18 protein-coding genes are annotated in these 19929 nt (G+C 38.0%); 9 read left to right on the top strand and 9 right to left on the bottom strand.

Going from position 1 to position 19929, the window contains the following annotated elements:
- Nucleotides 1–4: 4 nt before the first annotated feature.
- Genes MHI22_RS11075 through MHI22_RS11060 form a run of 4 tightly spaced genes read right to left on the bottom strand, consistent with a single transcriptional unit; the run spans nt 5 to nt 4646 of the window.
- Nucleotides 5–1492: a Na+/H+ antiporter subunit D gene (locus MHI22_RS11075; RefSeq protein WP_340811953.1), complete on the bottom strand. Its 1488-nt coding sequence runs from the start codon at nt 1490–1492 to the stop codon at nt 5–7.
- On the bottom strand, nt 1485–1826 hold the full coding sequence (locus tag MHI22_RS11070; protein WP_004228379.1) for a Na(+)/H(+) antiporter subunit C: 342 nt from the start codon (nt 1824–1826) through the stop codon (nt 1485–1487). Before MHI22_RS11070 ends, MHI22_RS11075 begins: the two co-directional genes overlap by 8 nt.
- The gene (locus tag MHI22_RS11065; protein ID WP_036119837.1) at nt 1826–2248 is read right to left on the bottom strand and encodes a Na(+)/H(+) antiporter subunit B; all 423 of its coding nucleotides are present in this window, start codon (nt 2246–2248) and stop codon (nt 1826–1828) included. Before MHI22_RS11065 ends, MHI22_RS11070 begins: the two co-directional genes overlap by 1 nt.
- A complete protein-coding gene (locus MHI22_RS11060) occupies nt 2235–4646 on the bottom strand; it encodes a Na+/H+ antiporter subunit A (RefSeq protein ID WP_340811951.1) in 2412 nt (803 codons plus the stop codon). The genes MHI22_RS11065 and MHI22_RS11060 overlap by 14 nt, the downstream gene beginning before the upstream one ends.
- Before the next feature lie 154 nt (nt 4647–4800).
- Here MHI22_RS11060 and MHI22_RS11055 point away from each other — a divergent pair, with 154 nt between their 5' ends.
- Nucleotides 4801–5364, top strand: a complete 564-nt coding sequence (locus MHI22_RS11055) for a DUF5366 family protein (RefSeq protein WP_089934034.1) — start codon at nt 4801–4803, stop codon at nt 5362–5364.
- Nucleotides 5365–5428: 64 nt separating this feature from the next.
- On the opposite strand, the gene MHI22_RS11050 is transcribed toward MHI22_RS11055, so the two are convergent.
- Nucleotides 5429–7279 (bottom strand): transglycosylase domain-containing protein, encoded by a 1851-nt coding sequence (locus MHI22_RS11050; protein WP_330493967.1) that lies wholly within the window; start codon nt 7277–7279, stop codon nt 5429–5431.
- A 238-nt stretch (nt 7280–7517) separates the two neighbouring features.
- On the opposite strand from MHI22_RS11050, the gene MHI22_RS11045 reads away from it, so the two are divergent.
- Nucleotides 7518–8105: a peptidylprolyl isomerase gene (locus tag MHI22_RS11045; RefSeq protein ID WP_036118107.1), complete on the top strand. Its 588-nt coding sequence runs from the start codon at nt 7518–7520 to the stop codon at nt 8103–8105.
- Between the two features lie 22 nt (nt 8106–8127).
- On the top strand, nt 8128–8340 hold the full coding sequence (locus MHI22_RS11040) for a hypothetical protein (protein ID WP_089934031.1): 213 nt from the start codon (nt 8128–8130) through the stop codon (nt 8338–8340).
- Between the two features lie 60 nt (nt 8341–8400).
- Here the strand turns inward: MHI22_RS11040 and MHI22_RS11035 are convergent, their stop codons facing one another.
- Nucleotides 8401–9819, bottom strand: coding sequence for a hypothetical protein (locus tag MHI22_RS11035; RefSeq protein WP_036118111.1), 1419 nt, complete (start codon nt 9817–9819; stop codon nt 8401–8403).
- A 112-nt stretch (nt 9820–9931) separates the two neighbouring features.
- Nucleotides 9932–11101: a MalY/PatB family protein gene (locus MHI22_RS11030; protein ID WP_036119849.1), complete on the bottom strand. Its 1170-nt coding sequence runs from the start codon at nt 11099–11101 to the stop codon at nt 9932–9934.
- 72 nt (nt 11102–11173) lie between these two features.
- Between MHI22_RS11030 and MHI22_RS11025 the strand changes: the two genes are divergently transcribed.
- Entirely contained in the window at nt 11174–11434 is a 261-nt protein-coding gene (locus MHI22_RS11025) for a DUF1871 family protein (protein ID WP_080717041.1), read from the top strand.
- Between the two features lie 81 nt (nt 11435–11515).
- On the opposite strand, the gene MHI22_RS11020 is transcribed toward MHI22_RS11025, so the two are convergent.
- Complete coding sequence (locus MHI22_RS11020; protein ID WP_036119854.1) at nt 11516–12856, bottom strand: sodium-dependent transporter; 1341 nt, start codon at nt 12854–12856, stop codon at nt 11516–11518.
- Between the two features lie 219 nt (nt 12857–13075).
- Here MHI22_RS11020 and MHI22_RS11015 point away from each other — a divergent pair, with 219 nt between their 5' ends.
- Both MHI22_RS11015 and yugI read left to right on the top strand, forming a co-directional pair.
- On the top strand, nt 13076–13618 hold the full coding sequence (locus tag MHI22_RS11015; RefSeq protein WP_058844856.1) for an RNA polymerase sigma factor: 543 nt from the start codon (nt 13076–13078) through the stop codon (nt 13616–13618).
- 84 nt (nt 13619–13702) lie between these two features.
- Nucleotides 13703–14080 carry a S1 domain-containing post-transcriptional regulator GSP13 gene (gene yugI, locus MHI22_RS11010; RefSeq protein ID WP_036119858.1) on the top strand — a complete coding sequence of 126 codons (378 nt, stop codon included), beginning with the start codon at nt 13703–13705 and terminating at the stop codon, nt 14078–14080.
- Nucleotides 14081–14123: 43 nt separating this feature from the next.
- Here yugI and MHI22_RS11005 read toward each other — a convergent pair whose 3' ends face one another.
- Nucleotides 14124–15431, bottom strand: a complete 1308-nt coding sequence (locus MHI22_RS11005) for a sigma 54-interacting transcriptional regulator (RefSeq protein WP_058844857.1) — start codon at nt 15429–15431, stop codon at nt 14124–14126.
- Nucleotides 15432–15576: 145 nt separating this feature from the next.
- Here MHI22_RS11005 and pruA point away from each other — a divergent pair, with 145 nt between their 5' ends.
- The 3 genes from pruA to MHI22_RS10990 all read left to right on the top strand — a co-directional run bounded on the left by pruA (nt 15577) and on the right by MHI22_RS10990 (nt 19894).
- The gene (gene pruA / locus MHI22_RS11000) at nt 15577–17121 is read left to right on the top strand and encodes an L-glutamate gamma-semialdehyde dehydrogenase (protein ID WP_036119871.1); all 1545 of its coding nucleotides are present in this window, start codon (nt 15577–15579) and stop codon (nt 17119–17121) included.
- A gap of 251 nt (nt 17122–17372) precedes the next feature.
- Nucleotides 17373–18566: an ornithine--oxo-acid transaminase gene (locus tag MHI22_RS10995; RefSeq protein WP_036119876.1), complete on the top strand. Its 1194-nt coding sequence runs from the start codon at nt 17373–17375 to the stop codon at nt 18564–18566.
- Nucleotides 18567–18649: 83 nt separating this feature from the next.
- A complete protein-coding gene (locus tag MHI22_RS10990) occupies nt 18650–19894 on the top strand; it encodes a Glu/Leu/Phe/Val family dehydrogenase (protein ID WP_036119879.1) in 1245 nt (414 codons plus the stop codon).
- The last annotated feature ends 35 nt before the right edge of the window (nt 19895–19929 follow it).

The following is a 19929-nucleotide window of genomic DNA, read 5'->3' as shown; positions in this document are numbered from 1 at the left end:
TGTGTTAATCCCCCTTCATGACAGCATCTATATAGATAGATGGATCCGTTAATAATTTTGCTGCATCGTCCATGAATGGCGTAATCCATTCTGAACCAACACCATATGCTACAGTAATGAGTACTAAAAGGGCAGTAGGCATAAACAGCATCTTATAGACAGATTTATCGACAGACCCGTGTGTTTCTTTCTCCTCACCCCAAAAAGCATAAAGGAAAATACGAATCACGGATAAGAGGACAAGCAGTGAAGATGCTAAGATAAAAATACTACTCCACATACTACCAGCCTCAAAGCCTCCCTGTACAATAAGCAGCTTTCCAACAAATCCACTAAGTGGCGGAATGCCGGCTAAACCAAAAGCTGCAATCAAATAACACCAGCCTAGGGCAGGATATTTCTTCATGAGACCACCCATCTTACGCAAATCAGATGTACCAGTAATGTAGATGACAATGCCGATTAACATAAAGAGTGCTGCCTTTATAAGCATATCGTGAATTAAATAAAACATAGCACCCTTTAAGGAAACCTCATTCATTTGAGAAACACCAAATAAAATGACACCTACTGCAATAACAATATTGTAGATAATAATGAGTTTGACATCAAAATAAGCTAGTGCCCCAATACATCCAGCTACGATAGTAGCAATGGCTAGTACCATTAATAAATCGTGCGTATAGGATAAATCATGTACAAAAAATAGCGTATAGGTACGTGTAATGGCATAGACACCCACCTTTGTAAGCAAAGCACCAAATAGAGTTAGGACAGGAATTGGCGCTGCCGCATAAGAAGTAGGAAGCCAAAAGTATAATGGGAAAATGGCTGCTTTTAGTCCAAATACCATTAAAAACAGGACGGCAATAACTGTAATAATTCCCGGCTGATTAATTTCAGCAATTTTGACAGCAATATCCGCCATGTTTAATGTACCGACTACGGAATATAAAAAGGCAACGGTAATAACGAATAAGGCCGAAGAAATAACATTAATTAAAATATATTTAATAGACCCTTTCAGTTGTCCCTTCTCACCACCTAGAACGATGAGTAAGTAGGAAGCCATTAACAATACCTCAAAGAAAACAAACAAGTTGAAAATATCGCCAGTCGTAAAGGCCCCATTGACCCCCGTTAAAATAAACATAATACCAGGGTAATAAAAGAAGCGTTCACGTTCCTTCGTAATGGAACCGAAACCATACCAAACAACAAAAAATGCAATAAGCAATGTCGTTGTAACGAGTAATACAGATACCATATCAGATACCATTGTAATACCGTAAGGAACAGGCCAATTTCCGAATGTTACCTTTTGAATATCATCCTGTTTCACTTTTAAAAGAAGTGAAATAGCAGAGATGAAGGCGAGTCCAATACCAAGTAATGAAAATGACCGTTGATAGGTTAGATTTTTTTGCCCAAACATTAAAATCATACCGAAGAAAAACGGGATGATAATGGGCAATAATAGGAAGTTATTCATCCTCATCACTTCCTCTCATTAAGCTAATATCATCTGTGTTAAGCTCCTGATAGGAACGATAAGCAAGTACAAGGAAGAATGCTGTAACCCCAAAGCTAATAACAATAGCTGTTAAAATAAGCGCCTGGGGTAAAGGGTCCGCAAAAGTTTTGGCTCCTTCGTTTAAAACGGGTGGTGCTTCGCCACCAAGGCCCCCCATTGTTAAGATGAGCAGGTGGGCACCATGACTTAAAAGACCTGTTCCAATAATAATGCGTAATAAGCTTTTCGATAAAATTAAATAGACAGCTGCCATAAAGAGAAAGCCGATGACAAAGGCCATAATTATTTCCATTATTCATCCTCCCCAATCGTTTGAATAATGGTCATCGTAACGCCGACAACAACCAAATAGACACCGCTATCAAAAAGCATGGCCGTGTGTAATGACTGTTTGCCCAGAAGCGGTAAATCGAAATAATCAAAGTAATGCGTAAAAAACGGTTTGCCCACAAACATTGGGAATGCCGCAGTAGCAAGGGCTAATAGTAAGCCAATAGCTGTTACATACGTATAATTGATAGGTAAGATATGGCGCACTGTATTGATATCAAAAGCTAACACTAAGAGAACAAGTGCACTTGATGTTAACAGTCCTCCAACAAAGCCGCCCCCAGGCGTGTAGTGACCAGCTAAAAATATATGAATGGAGAAGAAGAAAATAATGAAAAACACAATTTTAGCTGTAAATTGTATTATCACATCATTTGTTTTCATGTGTTTTCTCCTTTCTATTCATACGTAACTTAATCATGGCTAAAATCGCCATGCCCGCAATGCCTAGTACTGTAATTTCAAATAATGTATCGAAACCACGATAATCTACTAAAATTACGTTTACAATATTTCCTCCACCAGCTAATGAGTACACGGTTTCCTCGTAGTACTTAGCAATAGAAGGAATCAGTTTTTGTGAATGCGCAGATAGTGCCACAAGTGTTACCATAACACCAACTGCAATTGAAACAATGGCACGATTTAATTGGAATCTCATTCTTTCCTCGCGCTTACCAAGCTTCGGGAGGTGATAAAATGCTAATAAAAATAGTGCTACTGAAATCGTTTCAATAACGAGCTGTGTTAACGCTAAATCCGGCGCGTTAAAAATAACAAAGAATAATGCAACAGTGTAGCCAACAGCACCCAGTCCAATAATGGCTGTTAAACGTGACTTGGCCAAGATAGTAATGGTTGTACCAATTAATAAAACCACAATCAATATAATTTCATATGGTCTAATTGGTGAGGCCCCTTGGAATGAAAGACTAAAAGCATCCTTCACGAAAAGAGAGCCAATGACGATAATAGCGATTCCACTAAACATATAGAGTAAATAGTGACGCATCGAGCCAGTCATATAGCGTCGTGATAAACGATTTAAGCCAACACCCAACCCCTGCATGATTTTGTCATAGGCATTGTTTAATGTGAATGCTTGTGGGAATCGTTGGTATATTCCTTGCCATTTTGGTAAGGCAACAAATAATAATACCCCAATGATAATTATTCCGATTGTCATCAGTAGCTCAGGGTTAATGCCATGCCAAGCTGATACATGTATATCAACAGCTTGTGGCGTATCATATAAAAATGGCTGAATGGCTTGAACAGCAGGCTTGACAAAGGTATTGCCTATCAAATTCGGGATGAAGAAAATAATTACGACTAATGCTGCTAAAAGTATCGGCGAAATAAGCATCCCTATTGGTGCCTCATGTGGTTTATGAGGTAATTGTTCCGGCTTGTAATTGCCATTAAATGTTCGGAAAACAAAATAAAAGCTATAGATAAATGTGAAAATACTAGCGATCCAAGCAATAATAGGGAAGAGTGCTCCCCATGTTTCAAAGCCGAAAAATTCAAACTTTTGAAGGGCAAGCATAGCTGTTAAAAACATTTCTTTACTTAAGAAGCCATTAAACGGTGGAAGACCAGCCATTGATAAGCTGCCAATTGCTGCCACAGTAAAGCTAATCGGCATGATACTCATTAAACCACCAAGTTTTCGAATATCACGAGTTCCTGTTTCATGATCCACAATCCCTGCAATCATGAATAGACTGCCTTTAAATGTTGCATGGTTGATAAGGTGGAAAATAGCTGCATATGCCGCAAATTTAATCGTATCGACTGTGTCGTTAGCATGAAAGGCAACGGCGCTCGCCCCAAGCAGTGACATAATCAGTCCCAGTTGACTGACTGTAGAAAATGCAAGAATGCCTTTTAAGTCTGTTTGCTTCACTGCAAAGAAGGAACCCCAGAATAATGTTAAGAGACCTACTCCTGTTACAAGCCATACCCAAAGCTCTGAGGCAGCAAAAATAGGTGTAAAGCGTGCCACTAAATAGATACCTGCTTTGACCATTGTTGCGGAGTGAAGATAGGCACTTACTGGTGTCGGTGCTTCCATTGCATCTGGTAGCCAAATATAGAATGGGAATTGTGCGGACTTTGTAAATGCGCCTAAAAGTAATAAAACGAGCGACCAAGTGAATAAAGGTTGGTCTACTAAATTAGGTGCCATCACAATCAGTTCACGGATGGAATAGGTTCCTCCCATTAAATAAAGAAGAACGAAACCACCTAGCATCATTAAGCCGCCACCGACTGTTATCATCATGGACTTCAGTGCACCGAAGCGTGAGGCATCACGGTTATACCAATAGCCAATGAGTAAAAATGACGAAATAGATGTTAGTTCCCAAAAGAAATAAAGTGTTATTAAATGATCTGACTGTACTACTCCCAGCATGGCTGACATAAATAGCAATAAGTAAACATAAAAATTATGTAATTTTTCTTTATGCTTATCTAAGTAAAAGATAGAGTAAAGTACAACCAATGAACCAATTCCGGTAATGAGTAGTGAGAATAATAAGCTAAGTCCATCCAAATACGAAACGATGGAAATATCAAGTGATGGAATCCAAGGTAGCTCTGCAATAAATACTTCTCCTTCAGCTACTTGTGCAATATATGTTGCATAGATAACTGCGAGTGTAGCAGGTACAGCAAGAACAAACCAGCCTGTGTGAATATTTTTCATGCGTTTATATAAAAAAGGCACTAATATTGCAGCAAGCATTGGAATGAAAATATAAAGTACTTGTAACAAAAAAACCCTCCTTTATGCAGGTAAGTATACCAATTATAACGTACTTTAATTGCGAATGCATATGGACGAATGGGATTTAGCTTGCGGTAGTGGAAGAATTTTCGTTATATTATAAATAGGAAGTTATCAATAAAAATAGAGGAAAAAATTTTTTATGAGGAATCCTTATATCTATGGTTATCTACCATTAATTACAATTTTATTGTTTAGTTTGACATTTGGCATGTATGCTGTTGGCGAATCCTTACAGATTTTTCAAGCAATCGGTGTTTATTCAGGTATGCGAGAATTTTTATCTGATTTTGAGTTACGCGTATTTTTGCTCATTGTTTTTGCTATTGTTTTTTTTATGTTATTCTCTGCACTCAAACTAGTAGGGGAAACGATTCATGAGCTAGGAATGCTGTTTTTCTCAAAAGATAATGATGGAGCTACTGTTAGTCAGGCTCGAGGTGGCTACATTATCTTGTTTATCGGCGCCATGTGTTCCGCATTTGCCATCCAATTTATTTATGTTTTGATTGGTATCTTTATCATAACAGTGTTTACCTATTTTATTTATCTGATTTATAAAATGAGTCATTTTATGTCGATGGGCGGCACAATTGGTCTATTAATCTTTGAGCTTTTTATGTGGACCATTCTTTTAACACTCATTATTTATGTTGTGCTGAAGCTATATAATGGCATTTTGGCAAGTTTGCCGTTTGCCAATTAGTTACATTACATACTAGTGAAAAGAGGTAGCAGTCATGTAAGACTGCTACCTCTTGGCTGTTTCACTACTCTAATAAAACATTAAATAATTGATGATGAATTTTGTATGCCTCTAATTTTTGCATGGATTGAGGCTTATCATAGCCTAGCCATACAGCCGCAGTATAACCATCATTAAGTCCGGCAAGCCAGTAGTCCCGATAGTCATTAGTTGTGCCTGTTTTTGCTCCTATATAGTCGCTGTTACTGTAAACCCCTTGTCCTGTCCCATTTGCCACAACATCAGCAAGAAGCTCACGCATATATTTCACCGTTTTCGGAGACCAGATTTGATTACGCTGTGTATCCCAACTATAAAGCTCAGTTCCATCTAAAGCTGTCACTTTACGAATACCATGTGCTAAAACATAGGAGCCATCGATAAAGCTTGTATAGGCATCTGCTAGCTCTAAGGCTGTCACACCGTAAGTTAGCCCACCCAATGAAGCGGCATAATTATGATCTTTCGCTACAATCGAACGGAAGTGAAAGCGATTAAGGTATTGAAAGGCCGTTTCAACGCCAATAGTTTCAAAGAGACGCAGTGCAGATGTGTTGTAGCTGTGTCGAAAAGCTGTACGGAGGGACACATCACCATACGTATAGCCCCCATAGTTTTGCGGACAGAACGAGCCAACACAGTATCTACCTCCATTGACAATAGAATCAGGTGTATGTGCTGACGTTTCAAAGAAAGGGGCATAGACTGCTAAAGGTTTAAAGGCTGATCCAGGCTGACGTGTTCCTTGGAATGCACGATGATAATCAAATTTTTCATAGTTTTTTCCTGCATACAAGCTGACAATTTCTCTTGATTGGTTTTCAATGACTGCACCAGCTGCTTGCAACGAACCTGTACCGAGAATAGCTGACATTTTAACCTCATCATGTTGCTGTTTATTTGGATCAAGTGCAGTTTGAATGATGAGTCCATTTTGAAATAGTGTATCTAGTCGATTATCTAATTGTGCTTTAATTTTTTTCTTTTCTTCCTCATTCTCTGTATTGCTCAGTCGATCCGCATAACCCTCTTTTTCAGCAACTAACCACTTTAGCTCTTGAAGAACGTAAGTGCTATACATTGGATAACTTTGAATTTTATCTTTCACATTTAATGTAATCGGCTCAGCTTTGTAGGTAGCTGCATTTTCCTTTGTAATAGCGCCATTAACTGCTAGCGTATCTAACAAACGCTCCTGCCTCGCTTTAGTTTGATCGAAATTTTTCAAAGGATTATAAAGTGAGGGGTTATTTGGGATAGCCGCAATAAAAGCAATTTCAGCAATGCTTAATTCTTGAAGTGGCTTTTGAAAATAATAGGTCGCTGCTCCACCGATACCATAAACTTGGTTGCTAAAATAGGATTCATTAAGATACATTGTTAAAATAGTTTCTTTATCAAATTCTTTTTCTAATTCATGCGCATAAAAAAGCTCTGTTAATTTCCGCTCATATGTTTTTTCATCAGATAAATAACGCATTCGAACGAGCTGCTGTGTAATCGTACTACCACCTTGAGAGGCTGTGTTGCTATTCGAATTGGCTACAACTGCACGAATGATTGCACTTAAATCAAAACCGATATGCTCATAAAAATCAGCATCTTCACTTGTAATGAATATTTCCTGGGCAATTTGTGGAATTTCTTGTAAGGTTAACGGCTGTCGCCATTCGACATATTCCTCGCTAAATGTTTGCCCATTTCGATCAATTAGAGTGACAGGAAGTTGGGTTTGTACCTCAGGTAAATGAATAGCACTCGATATTTGTTCCTCATGTGCTTGAGCGATATTGATTTCTGTCCTAATGTTTGTACTAATCCACCATAAAGCAGGTAGGGATAGTAATATAATAAAAAAACCAAAAGCCTTTTTCATGTGTGCCTCCACTCTTTCGATAAATCCTTCATCAGAATAACATATTTTGGATTGATTCCAAATACTCGCTCAGACCTATTTCCTTGGTTTTGATTATGAAAGTTAAAATTGCAAAAATCGTCAATACTTTGATGAAGAAAACCAATAAGAAGTATGTTAGACTAAAATGAGGTCGGAAAGGATGCATTAGTCATTTTTTTCATTGAAACTGAAATTTATCATTAAAGGAGAGACTTCCATGTTTCCACAATTAACAACAGACGTACAAGCAGGCGAAGTGCTTGTAGAAATGAACACAACATTAGGTGCTATCAAAATTAAGTTGTTCCCTGAGCATGCACCCAAAACGGTTGAGAACTTTTTAGGCCATGCTAAATCAGGTTACTATAATGGCATTATTTTCCACCGTGTTATTCAAGACTTCATGGTTCAAGGTGGAGACCCAACTGGTACTGGTATGGGTGGAGAATCGATTTGGGGTAATTCTTTTGAAGATGAATTCTCAGATAACTTATTTAACCTGCGCGGTGCGCTATCAATGGCAAATGCGGGTCCAAACACAAATGGCTCTCAATTCTTTATCGTACAAATGAAGCATCTGCCAAGTGATATGCTTCGCCAATTACAAGGAGCTGGTTTCCCAGAGGAGATCATTGAAGCTTATGCACAAAATGGTGGTACACCTTGGTTAGACCATAAACACACAGTATTCGGTCATGTTGTGGAAGGTATGGACATTGTGGACAAAATTGCGGATGTTGAAAAAGATTTCCGCGATAAACCATTAGAAGATGTGAAAATTGAGTCAATTACAGTTTTTGAATAATACTTATAAGGACGTGTAGAGTATGCAAAACTTTATGTACCAATTTTTATATATCCCTGAAGACAAATCAGGTTATATTCCAGCGGCTTTTGAGTTTTTAATCATGCTTATTCTATGTATTATCGTGTTTATGCTTTTTAGAAAAATTTCTAAGAAACAGGAAATGAAATCAAAAGAAATCGAAGCACGTATTCTAGCAGATAAGAAAAATACAAACAATCAACAAAACATTTAGCTAAAAAAGAATCTGCTTCCCACATTAGATGTTAAGGGTAAGCAGATTCTTTTTTATAGATCATTTTTTATAACGACGAATCATATTTTGCACCGTCTTGAAGCCAGTGAAACAAACGAGTACAAGCGATAAACCAATCCCACTTAATGCGGTAATAAACGCTAGCCATTCGAATAGTGTATAACTCCAAATACTCTCGAAATCACTGCTATCCTTCCACCCCTCAATAACTAAGTTCATACCGTAAATACCAGATACCACAGTAAATACAGTTAAAATAAAAAGTAAATTATTACTTCTATTATCTGATTGATCCTCTTGTGTGCGATACAAACTGTCCAATGTCGCTTTGGTTTCTACATAATGCTCATTAATACGGAACAGCTTTCGTAGCATTTGGGAAATTTCTCTTCCTTCCGTTCGAACAATCACTTCTTCAAAATAATAGCGTGCCGAAAATTTTGTAATTAATTCAATTAATTCATTCACAACGAGCTTATCCTTGCCCCATTTGATTTCACTATATTCATAGGACAACTTTAAGAGCATCATTTTGTAAAAATAATGAATGAAAAGATTATAATAGTGTGTTCCCATAAACTCTTGAATGCTATGTGTACACTTTTCAAAGGGCAAATTCGTAAGGGTCATTTGTGCCTGTGCCGAAGTAATAATATAGCTATTGGGTGCCCAACGTGTATGTGCATGGTCTTGCACATATTGCGCAATATATTGAGCGTTTGTGCTGGAAATAAAGGGCTTGCCTGCAGGTGTTCTACCATCTACTTGTCCTAATCGAAATAAATGCTCAGGTAATATGTCTGCTTCTTTCTCAGCAATTAAATAGGCAGAAGCATACATCCGCTCATCCTCGAAAAACGGTAATCCTTCGTAGCTAGTGTCTTGTTGATGCTGTAAAAAAGGCTGTAAATAGGGGATAAAATAGTTAAATAATAGTTCACTGGTTGAAGAACAATGGCCAAAGGAAAAATGATGACTCGCCCCTTTTTCTTCTCGAAGCTTAGCCTCCAGTACTCTAAAATAGTGAATAAAATTTAAAATGTCACTTATATCATGTGGGGTATCTGTTATATTTGTTCTCACGGTTATAATACCGTTTCCAAAAGGACATAGTGTTACATCAATACTCGTGATTTCATAATGAATACGACTGTCTAGATGATGTAAGGAGCCTTGGGTATAGAATGCTTTTGAAAACCGAATAAAGTCAGGGCTATTCATATCGTATGGGAATAATTTATCCTCTAAAAAGGGATAGAAAAACTGGGCAAGCTCCTCATGGATGATTGTCGTATCACCATAAAAGGCATTTTCAAGAGCTGTATTATTTAGGGTGAAAAAAGTAAAACCTTCCTTTAGTAGTACCTCTCCAATTTTTTGACGGTTTTTCGTGGAATAGGCAAAGGGAAATAAGAATGTCATATATGCACGTTTAATCATTAATGGCGCTAAGTCCATGAAAACACCTCTTTTTACATCCGATTGATAAGAAACTTTTCCACAAAATCATTATTTTAAACATATAAAAGGATATCTCCAAAAGTTGAGATATCCTTTTTACTGTCATTTTCTATTCAAACACTTTTTTAAAGCGTTTTACACCATCTTGAACGGTTTCAAATGAACAAGCGACATTCATACGTAGGAAGCCATGACCTTCTTCCCCATATTTTGTCCCTGGCTCTAATGCAAGCTTTCCGATTTTTAATAAGCGATTCATGATGTCCTTTTCTTCAAGCTCTAGCTCGCGGTAATCAATCCAGATTAAATAAGTGGATTGTGGTATTGTGACACGAATGCCTGGAAGCTGCTCTAACTCGGCTTTTACATATTCCATATTTGTAGAAATATATGGAAGTAACTCGTCTAACCAAGGAGCTCCTTCTGTATAAGCGGCATGAAGTGCAACAGAGGCAAATGTATTTAACGAGCCTTGTCCACTTGCCATATTTATTGCCTCTAGCTGTAGACGTTTTTTCCTATCTGTTACGATCATATAAGAAACTTGAATTCCTGCTAAATTAAATGTTTTGGTAGGAGCCATGCAAGTAATAATACGATTGATCTCATCACCTGCAACCTTTGCTAGAGGAATATGCTTATCCCCGTTTAACATTAAATCAGCATGTATTTCATCAGAAATAATGATGACATCGTATTTAGCACAAAGTCGTACAATCTCCTTTAAAGTAGCTTCATCCCATACATAGCCTCCTGGATTGTGAGGGTTACATAATATGTAGGCTTTCACATCTTGCGCTAATGCCTGTTCAAAGGCTTCGAAATCATAGCCAATCACACCATCTTTTTCAACTAATGGGCAGCTTACAACTTCACGCCCATTACTTTTGGGGATGTTATAGAATGGTGGGTAGACTGGTGGCGAAATGAGTACTTTGTCACCAGGGTTTGTTAGGGCTACAATGCTATTGGCTAATGCCGCTACAACACCATTACAAAATAGGATAGATTCTTTATCAATATGCCAGGCATGGCGAGTATTTTGCCAGTCTACGATTGACTGAATCGCTTCTTCACCCATAAAACTATAGCCAAAAATAGTTTGTTCAGCGTGTTTCTGTAATGCCTTTGAAACGGCTATTGGTGCTGCAAAATCCATATCGGCTACCCACATTGGCAAGATATCTGACGCATCATCTAGGCCATATACCTTTTCCATTGCGTCCCATTTTACAGAGTTTGTACATCGACGTTTGAAAGTTTGATCAAAAATAGACAAGCAAATCACTCTTTTCTTTTTTATTTAATATGGTATCATACGGGTATGATCAAAGGATAACAGGTGAGTATTTTGGAAAATATAAAAATGAATCAAGCAGCTGTACATCTGCTAGAGGAGTGGGATCCATTCCACTTAGGTCCAGACCATTATGATACAGAAACGGCAGATGTAGTAGCAGCATTGCAAGGGATAGATGATCCATCGACACTTGCAAAAATTATTCAAGAAACATATGAGCATTCGTTTGAACAATGGATACCATTTGAAGATTGTGTAGCCATTTCTTACAAACTAATTGCTATTAAATTTGAAGCAAAATGTATTATTTAAAATATTTTGCATATTTCTTATAAAAAAAGGGGGCTGTCATTCGACAACCTCTTTTTTAATGTGCACGTTTGAGGCTAGTTCTTATTTAAATAAAGGTAAAATCCCCTGAATGAAAATAATGAAAATGGCAATTGGAGAAACGAAACGAACTAAAATATACCAGATATTAAACATTAAGCTAGATGCGGCTAATTCCTTACGTGAAATATCCTTCGTATAATAATAACCTGCAAATATAGAAATAAGGAAAGCTCCTATCGGCATGCCGATGCTGTTCGTCAGAAAATCAACAAAGTCAAAAATAGAGCGATCTAATATTTTTACATCTGATAATATACCAAACGACAGCGCACTTGGGATACCGAAAATAAAAATGATGATTCCACCAATCCAAGCAATCTTTCTACGTTTTTCTGGATGGTCTCCAATCGCAATGGCTACAACAATTTCTAACATAGAAATGGAGGAAGTGACGGTAGCAAATAGCAACAGGATGAAAAAAATGGTTAAGAATAGACCACCAAGTGGCAACTGCTCGAAAACAGCTGGCAAAATAATGAAAACAAGGCCAGGCCCTTGGTCAGGCGTATAGCCTAGAGCGAATACTGCGGGGAAAATAACAAGACCCGCAAGTAAAGAAATAATAATATTCATGGAAGCTACATTGATTGCTGAATTACCAATCTTCTCTGTTTTAGACAAATAGGAAGCATATGTAATCATAACGGCAATACCTACACTTAAAGAGAAGAAGGCTTGTCCTAAAGCCATTAAAAATGTTTCAGCGTTAAAGTAAGACCAATCAGGCACAAACATAAATTTAACGCCTTCCATTGCGCCATCTAAAGTTAAAGAGCGTATAACTAAGACAATGAAGAAAATAAAGAGCAAGGGCATCATCCATGTGCTGGCTTTTTCGATTCCACCCTTAATACCTGCCGATACAATCACTACTGTTAATAGCATGAATAGTCCCTGTACTAGAATGGCTTCGGAGGGGCTTGAAATAATATTGGTAAATAAATCTGCGTAATTCATCTCAGAACTAGCATTTGTTAGCTTAAATGTAATGGCACGACCCAAATAGCTTAAAATCCATCCACCAACAACACTATAAAACGATAAGATAAGGCCCGCAATCACCATGCCACCCCAGCCAATCAAATACCACGGCTTTCCTGGCGCTTGTTCCTTAAAGGAAGTGACAGCGTCTTTTTGCCCTCGACGACCAATCATAAACTCAGCAATAAGCACTGGTAAGCCGATAAAAAATGTACATAAAATGAATAATAAAATAAAGACACTACCGCCATTAGTACCTGCCATATAGGGGAATTTCCAAATGGCTCCTAACCCTATAGCACTTCCAGCAGCAGCTAAAATAAAACCAATTTTAGTTGTAAACTGATCTCTCGATGACACGAAAATAAATCCTCCTTATACTAAAGTTTTATTTTACCTCAATATTCTCATAACACAAGCAGATATCAGAAAATTGACGATGGATATTCCTATATCAGCAGCTGTTTAGAAATGAAATAATAACATATTAGGAGGGGTCTTCTTTTTGAGTAAAAGGTATATTATTTTTGTAACAATTGGGTATAATATTTCGTTTCACTAACAAAAGGGGGGATCGCTTTGATGGAGTCGGACTTAATAGCAAGGGCCCAACAAGGAGATAAGGAGGCCTATACCGAGCTTATTCGTATCCATCAACGAACTGTTGAAAAATTTGCCTTTCAATGTGGTGTACATAGGAATGATTTAGCTGATGTTTCACAGGAGGTATTTGTCAAGTTGTATCGCTTTTTACATCAATTTAAGCAGAATCGTCTTACAACGTGGCTCTATAAAATCACCTTAAATGCTACTCGTGATTACTATCGCAAGGAACAACGACAGCAGGAAAAAGAGGACAAGCTACACGCTCAACAACAAAATAACTATTCATCTGCAGAAGATAATGTTCTTCTATTTGAGGAGGACAGGCTGTTACATAGTGCCATGCAACCTCTGGATGAAAAGTATCGCTATGCAACAGATCCATCCCAAACAACAATTAAAGTGGGCGTTAAACTAGAATCAATGCAGAAGATTGGTCAGCATTTAACCTTCCAGCTAAGTACAATGTCTACAGAAAAAGGCGGAGAACGTTGCATCATTACGGCCATTTCCGAGTAAGGAGATTTTTTGCCCCGTTTTTACACGTATGTTATAATTTAAGCGATATATACGTAGCAAACAAAAAGAAAGTGGGCAAAGGTTATGGTAAAAAAATATGAATTAGGAGACGTGTTGACCGGAAAAGTTACAGGTATTCAACCATACGGTGCATTCGTAGCACTAGATGACAATACGCAAGGCCTTGTGCATATTTCGGAAATAACATACGGCTTTGTTAAAGACGTTAGTGAGTTTTTAGCTGTTGGGCAGGAAGTAGAAGTAAAAATTCTTGAAATCGATGAAGAGGCCGAAAAAATTAGTTTATCGATGAGAGCGCTACAGGAACGCCCCACATCAGTACGAAAAAAAGATGCACCGCCGCGTAAAACATTGCAGGACCGTGTAGATGAATCGGATGCAAATGGTTTTAATTCCTTAAAAGATAAGTTGCAAGACTGGATCGAACAATCAGGACACTAAAAAAACGAGGATACTTTCGACTGAAGGGATCCTCGTTTTTTTGCTATTGTTTTTTTATTTTTCGGATTCGATATTGCAGGTTTTGGCGACTCATGCCAAGTGCATTCGCTGCTTTTGTAATATTGCCCTCATATAAATTTAAGACATTTTGCACATAATATGATTCGGCTTCACGCAAATAAGCATCGAGTGGCATGACTTCATGATTTTGATGAAACATAAAAAATTCTGGCTCACGATTGTTTGTGTCTTGCTGTTGTACCTTGAAGCGGAAATGGAGTGGCAATAAATCTGAAGTAACCGTTGACTCTGTTGTCATGAATGAAACGATTTCATCCAACAGCAGCTCAAGTTCCTTAAGATTTCCTGGCCAATCATATTGTAAGAATAATTCCTGTACATCTGGTGCAAGTTCAGTGACTTGGGAGGCAAAGCGTTCTCGATGTCGAGTAAAATAATCATCGACAAATGGAAGAATATCTTCTTTTCGATCCGTTAAATTAGGAATGGTAATAGCCATTGTTGCAAAGAAATAATAAAGTGACTTAGACAGCTTTTTTTCAGCGATCAATGTAATGGGGTCACTGCCCACACTTCCAATCAGCATATATTTGGACTGTGGAAGGGATTGTAGTATAGCTAAAAGTTGTTCCTGAATGTCTAAGCTCAAAAAATCTATGCGTTCAAAGAAAAAGGTATAGTCCGTATCTTCTTCTAACAGTTGCTGTAATTTATCCAGCACGGATTGAGCAGAACGGCGGCTGACAAGCGTCACAAAAGCTTCAGGATCTGGAGAGGCTGCATGGTGGATTCCTTCAGCCACTAAATCTTTCCCTGTGCCAGATTCACCAATTAATAATACAGGTAATTTTACGGCTGCTGCTTTTTTAGCATTCTCGATAACCTGCTTCATTGATTCTGAATCAGCTTTAATCATATCAAATGTTAATGGTTCATCATAACGACGAAGGGGTTGATAAACAAGCTTTTCAAGTGAGGTAATATCTCGAGCAAATTCTATTGCCCCGATGAGTTTACCTTCCACAAAAAGTGGAAAAGTATCATTGATTGTTGTAATTTCATGACCATTTTTATTCCAATAGGATTGTTTAACATTAATTTCCTTTTTTCCTGTTTGTAAAACACGCATTAATGTACTTTCGTGTTGACGGAACGAAAACATTTCAATAATGGAACGGTCCGCAAGTTCATCAAAATGAAATCCTTCAATTTCTTTCATTTTTGTATTGTAAATAATTGTTTTACCAGATAGGTCTACTGCATGGATACCAACGGATACATTTGTTGCAATAAACTCATAAAAAGGCAGTAAAGGTTCAGAATTTTTCATAAAAATGTGCACCTCAAAAATTTTTTACTTGAAATATGCAACGAAATTTTGCATTATAATAAGTGTAAGAATATTTTATACGCAAAGATATTTTGCGTCAATGTTTTTTGCATACCCAAATACATCTCACAAGGGAGGATTAAGTATGATTCCATACAAACACGAACCATTCACAGATTTTTCACAAGAGGCAAACTACAATGCTTATGTGGAGGCTTTAAATAAAGTTGAAGGTTACTTAGGTCAAGACTACCCACTAATTATTGGTGGCGAGCGCATTACAACAGAAGACAAAATCGTTTCGTACAATCCTGCAAAGAAAACAGAAGTGATTGGCCGTGTGTCAAAAGCAAGCAAAGAGTTAGCTGAAAAAGCGATGCAAGCAGCGGATGAAACATTTAAAACATGGAAAAAAGTTGACCCTGCGATTCGTGCTGACGTTTTATTCAAAGCTGCAGCTATTATTCGTCGTCGTAAACATGAATTCTCTGCATTATTAACAAAAGAAGCAGGGAAACCATGGGCAGAGGCAGATGCAGATACAGCGGAAGCAATCGACTTCTTGGAGTACTATGGTCGCCAAATGCTACGCATTAAAGGCGGTCAACCAGTAGAAAGCCGTCCAGGCGAATACAACCGTTATGACTATATTCCATTAGGAATCGGTATCGTTATTTCTCCTTGGAACTTCCCATTTGCTATCATGGCTGGTACAACAGTGGCCGCTTTAGTAACAGGGAACACAGTCTTATTAAAACCAGCTTCTACAACACCAGTAGTGGCGTATAAATTTATCGAAGTATTAGAAGAAGCAGGTCTTCCAGCAGGTGCCGTGAACTTCGTACCAGGTTCTGGTGCTGAAGTAGGCGACTACTTAGTTGATCATCCAAAAACACGCTTCATCAGCTTCACAGGTTCACGTGATGTTGGTTTACGTATCAACCAACGTGCTTCTGTATTAAATGATGGTCAAATTTGGATTAAACGTGTCATCGCTGAAATGGGCGGAAAAGATACAATCGTGGTTGATAAAGAAGCAGACTTAGAATTAGCTGCACAATCAATCGTCAAATCAGCATTTGGCTTCTCAGGTCAAAAATGTTCAGCATGTTCTCGTGCAGTCATCGTAGAAGATGTATATGAGCAAGTTGTTAATCGTGTAGAAGAATTAACAAATGCTTTAACAGTTGGAGATCCAACAGATTTCAGCAACTTCATGGCAACAGTTATTGACCAAGCGGCATTCAACAAAATTACGGAATACATCGAAATCGGTAAAGGCGAAGGTCGTCTAGTGGCTGGTGGTACAGCAGATGATTCAGTTGGTTACTTTGTACAGCCAACTGTGTTCGCAGACGTAGAACCTTCTGCACGTATTATGAAAGAAGAAATCTTCGGGCCAGTGGTAGCGATCGCAAAAGCAAAAGATTTCGATCACGCTATTGAAATTGCGAACGATACAGAATACGGTTTAACAGGTGCAGTCATCACGAAAAACCGTGTGAACTTAGAAAAAGCACGTGAAGAATTCCATGTAGGAAATCTTTACTTCAACCGTGGCTGTACAGGTGCCATCGTTGGCTACCAACCATTTGGTGGCTTCAACATGTCAGGTACAGACTCAAAAGCAGGTGGACCAGACTACCTACAACTGCATATGCAAGCAAAAACAACTTCAGAAATGCTTTAATTTTATATTGACGTTAGGGCTACTCTAATAAGTAGAAATTAAAGCATTATGACAAGATTTGCAAAACTTCTCCAGGTAATACTATCCCTGGCTCAAACCGTAGACACTCATGACGAGGTAGTTTATTTTGGAGAAGTGAGCAAATTTATGGTTGAATTGTTGCTGAATTCTTAATTATTCTACTCATAGAGATACATAGTCCCTATCTTCCATAGATTTTTCATCATGATTTAGTAAGGAGAGAATAGGATATGACAAAAACTCAACAAGTTATTGAACAAACACAAAATTATGGTGCAGCAAACTATCATCCACTGCCAATCGTAATTTCAGAGGCTGAGGGTGCTTGGGTTAAAGATCCAGAGGGCAACAAATATTTAGATATGCTATCAGCTTATTCAGCTGTAAACCAAGGACACCGTCACCCAAAAATTATTGCTGCTTTAAAAGAACAAGCTGATAAAGTAACGTTAACTTCACGTGCATTTTACAGCGAAAATCTTGGTGAATGGTATGAGCTAGTAGGAAAATTAACAAATAAAGAAATGGTCTTACCAATGAATACTGGTGCTGAAGCAGTAGAGACTGCCTTTAAAGCAGCTCGTCGTTGGGCATATGATGTAAAAGGCGTAGAAGATGGCAAGGCTGAAGTTATTGCATGTAATGGTAACTTCCACGGTCGTACAATGCTTGCTGTATCTTTATCTTCTGACGAAGAATACCGTCGTGGCTTCGGTCCAATGTTACCAAACGTTAAATTAGTAGACTATGGTAATCTTGAAGCATTAAAAGCAGCTATTACACCAAACACTGCAGCATTCTTAATCGAACCAATTCAAGGCGAAGCTGGTATTGTTATTCCAACAGAAGGCTTCTTAAAAGCTGCTCGTGAACTTTGCCGTGAAAACAACGTATTATTCATTGCTGACGAAATTCAAGCAGGTCTAGCACGTACTGGTAAAATGTTTGCTTGTGATTGGGAAGAAGTAGAACCAGATATGTACATCTTAGGTAAAGCACTAGGTGGCGGTGTATTCCCTATTTCTTGTGTGGCTGCAAACCGTAATATCCTAGGCGTATTCAACCCAGGTTCTCATGGTTCAACTTTCGGTGGAAATCCTTTAGCTTGTGCAGTTTCAATTGCATCAATTAAAGTGTTATTAGATGAAAAATTAGCAGAACGTTCACATGACCTTGGTGAATATTTCAAAGGTAAATTAAGAGAAATTAACAACCCGGTTATTAAAGAAGTACGTGGTCGTGGCTTATTTATCGGTATGGAATTAACAGAGGCAGCGCGTCCATACTGTGAAAAACTAAAAGAATTAGGTCTATTATGTAAAGAAACACATGATACAGTTATTCGTTTTGCACCACCACTTGTTATTTCTCAAGAGGATTTAGATTGGTCAATTGAACAAATTGAAAAAGTATTTAAACTTTAACAAAATGTTCACATTTTAATTCGGAAGTATGTTACAATGATGCCGATATACTATCATTAAAAAAAACAAAGAGGCGATTTAATATGTCTGAAAACTTAAATCTTTTCACATCAACACAAGATGTCATTCAAGATGCTCTAAATAAACTTGGCTATGATGAAGCAATGTATGAATTACTAAAAGAACCACTTCGCATGCTACAAGTACGCATTCCAGTGAAAATGGATGATGGTACAACAAAAGTATTTACTGGTTACCGTGCACAGCATAATGATGCTGTAGGACCAACTAAAGGTGGGGTTCGTTTCCACCCACAAGTGTCTGAGGAGGAAGTTAAAGCGCTTTCAATGTGGATGACATTGAAATGTGGTATTGTCGATCTACCATACGGTGGTGGTAAAGGCGGTGTCATTTGTGATCCTCGTCAAATGTCTATGGGCGAAATCGAACGTTTAAGCCGTGGTTATGTACGTGCAGTAAGTCAAATCGTAGGACCAACAAAAGATATTCCTGCGCCAGACGTATTTACAAATGCACAAATTATGGCATGGATGATGGATGAATATAGCCGCATGGATGAATTCAACTCTCCAGGCTTCATCACTGGTAAGCCACTAGTACTTGGTGGTTCTCAAGGTCGTGATCGTGCGACTGCACAAGGTGTTACAATCGTAATCGAAGAAGCAGCAAAAAAACGTGGCATTGACATTAAAGGTGCTCGCGTTGTAATTCAAGGATTTGGTAACGCAGGTAGCTTCCTTGCGAAATTCATGCATGATTTAGGTGCAAAAGTAATCGGTATTTCAGATGCTTATGGTGCACTGCATGATCCTGAAGGTTTAGATATCGACTATTTGTTAGATCGTCGTGATAGCTTCGGAACAGTAACAACTTTATTTGAAAACACGATTTCAAACAAAGAATTATTAGAGCTTGATTGTGATATTTTAGTGCCAGCTGCTATTGAAAACCAAATTACTGCTGACAATGCACACAATATTAAAGCCACTATCGTAGTAGAAGCAGCAAACGGTCCAACAACATCTGAAGCAACTAAAATCTTAACAGAACGTGGCATTTTACTTGTACCAGACGTATTAGCCTCTGCTGGTGGTGTGACAGTTTCTTACTTTGAATGGGTACAAAATAACCAAGGTTATTATTGGACAGAAGAAGAAGTTGAAGAGCGTCTATACAAAAAAATGGTTGAAGCATTTGACAATGTTTATACAACAGCAACAACACGTAACATCAACATGCGCTTAGCGGCTTACATGGTAGGTGTTCGCCGTACTGCTGAAGCTTCACGCTTCCGTGGATGGGTTTAAGTAGAAGATAAATGAAATGAAACGAGTCATTCCTA

Origin of the sequence: Lysinibacillus sp. FSL L8-0312 (assembly GCF_038003285.1) — a bacterium.
Classification (GTDB): domain Bacteria; phylum Bacillota; class Bacilli; order Bacillales_A; family Planococcaceae; genus Lysinibacillus; species Lysinibacillus fusiformis_D.
This window is presented reverse-complemented; position numbering and strand designations above follow the sequence as displayed.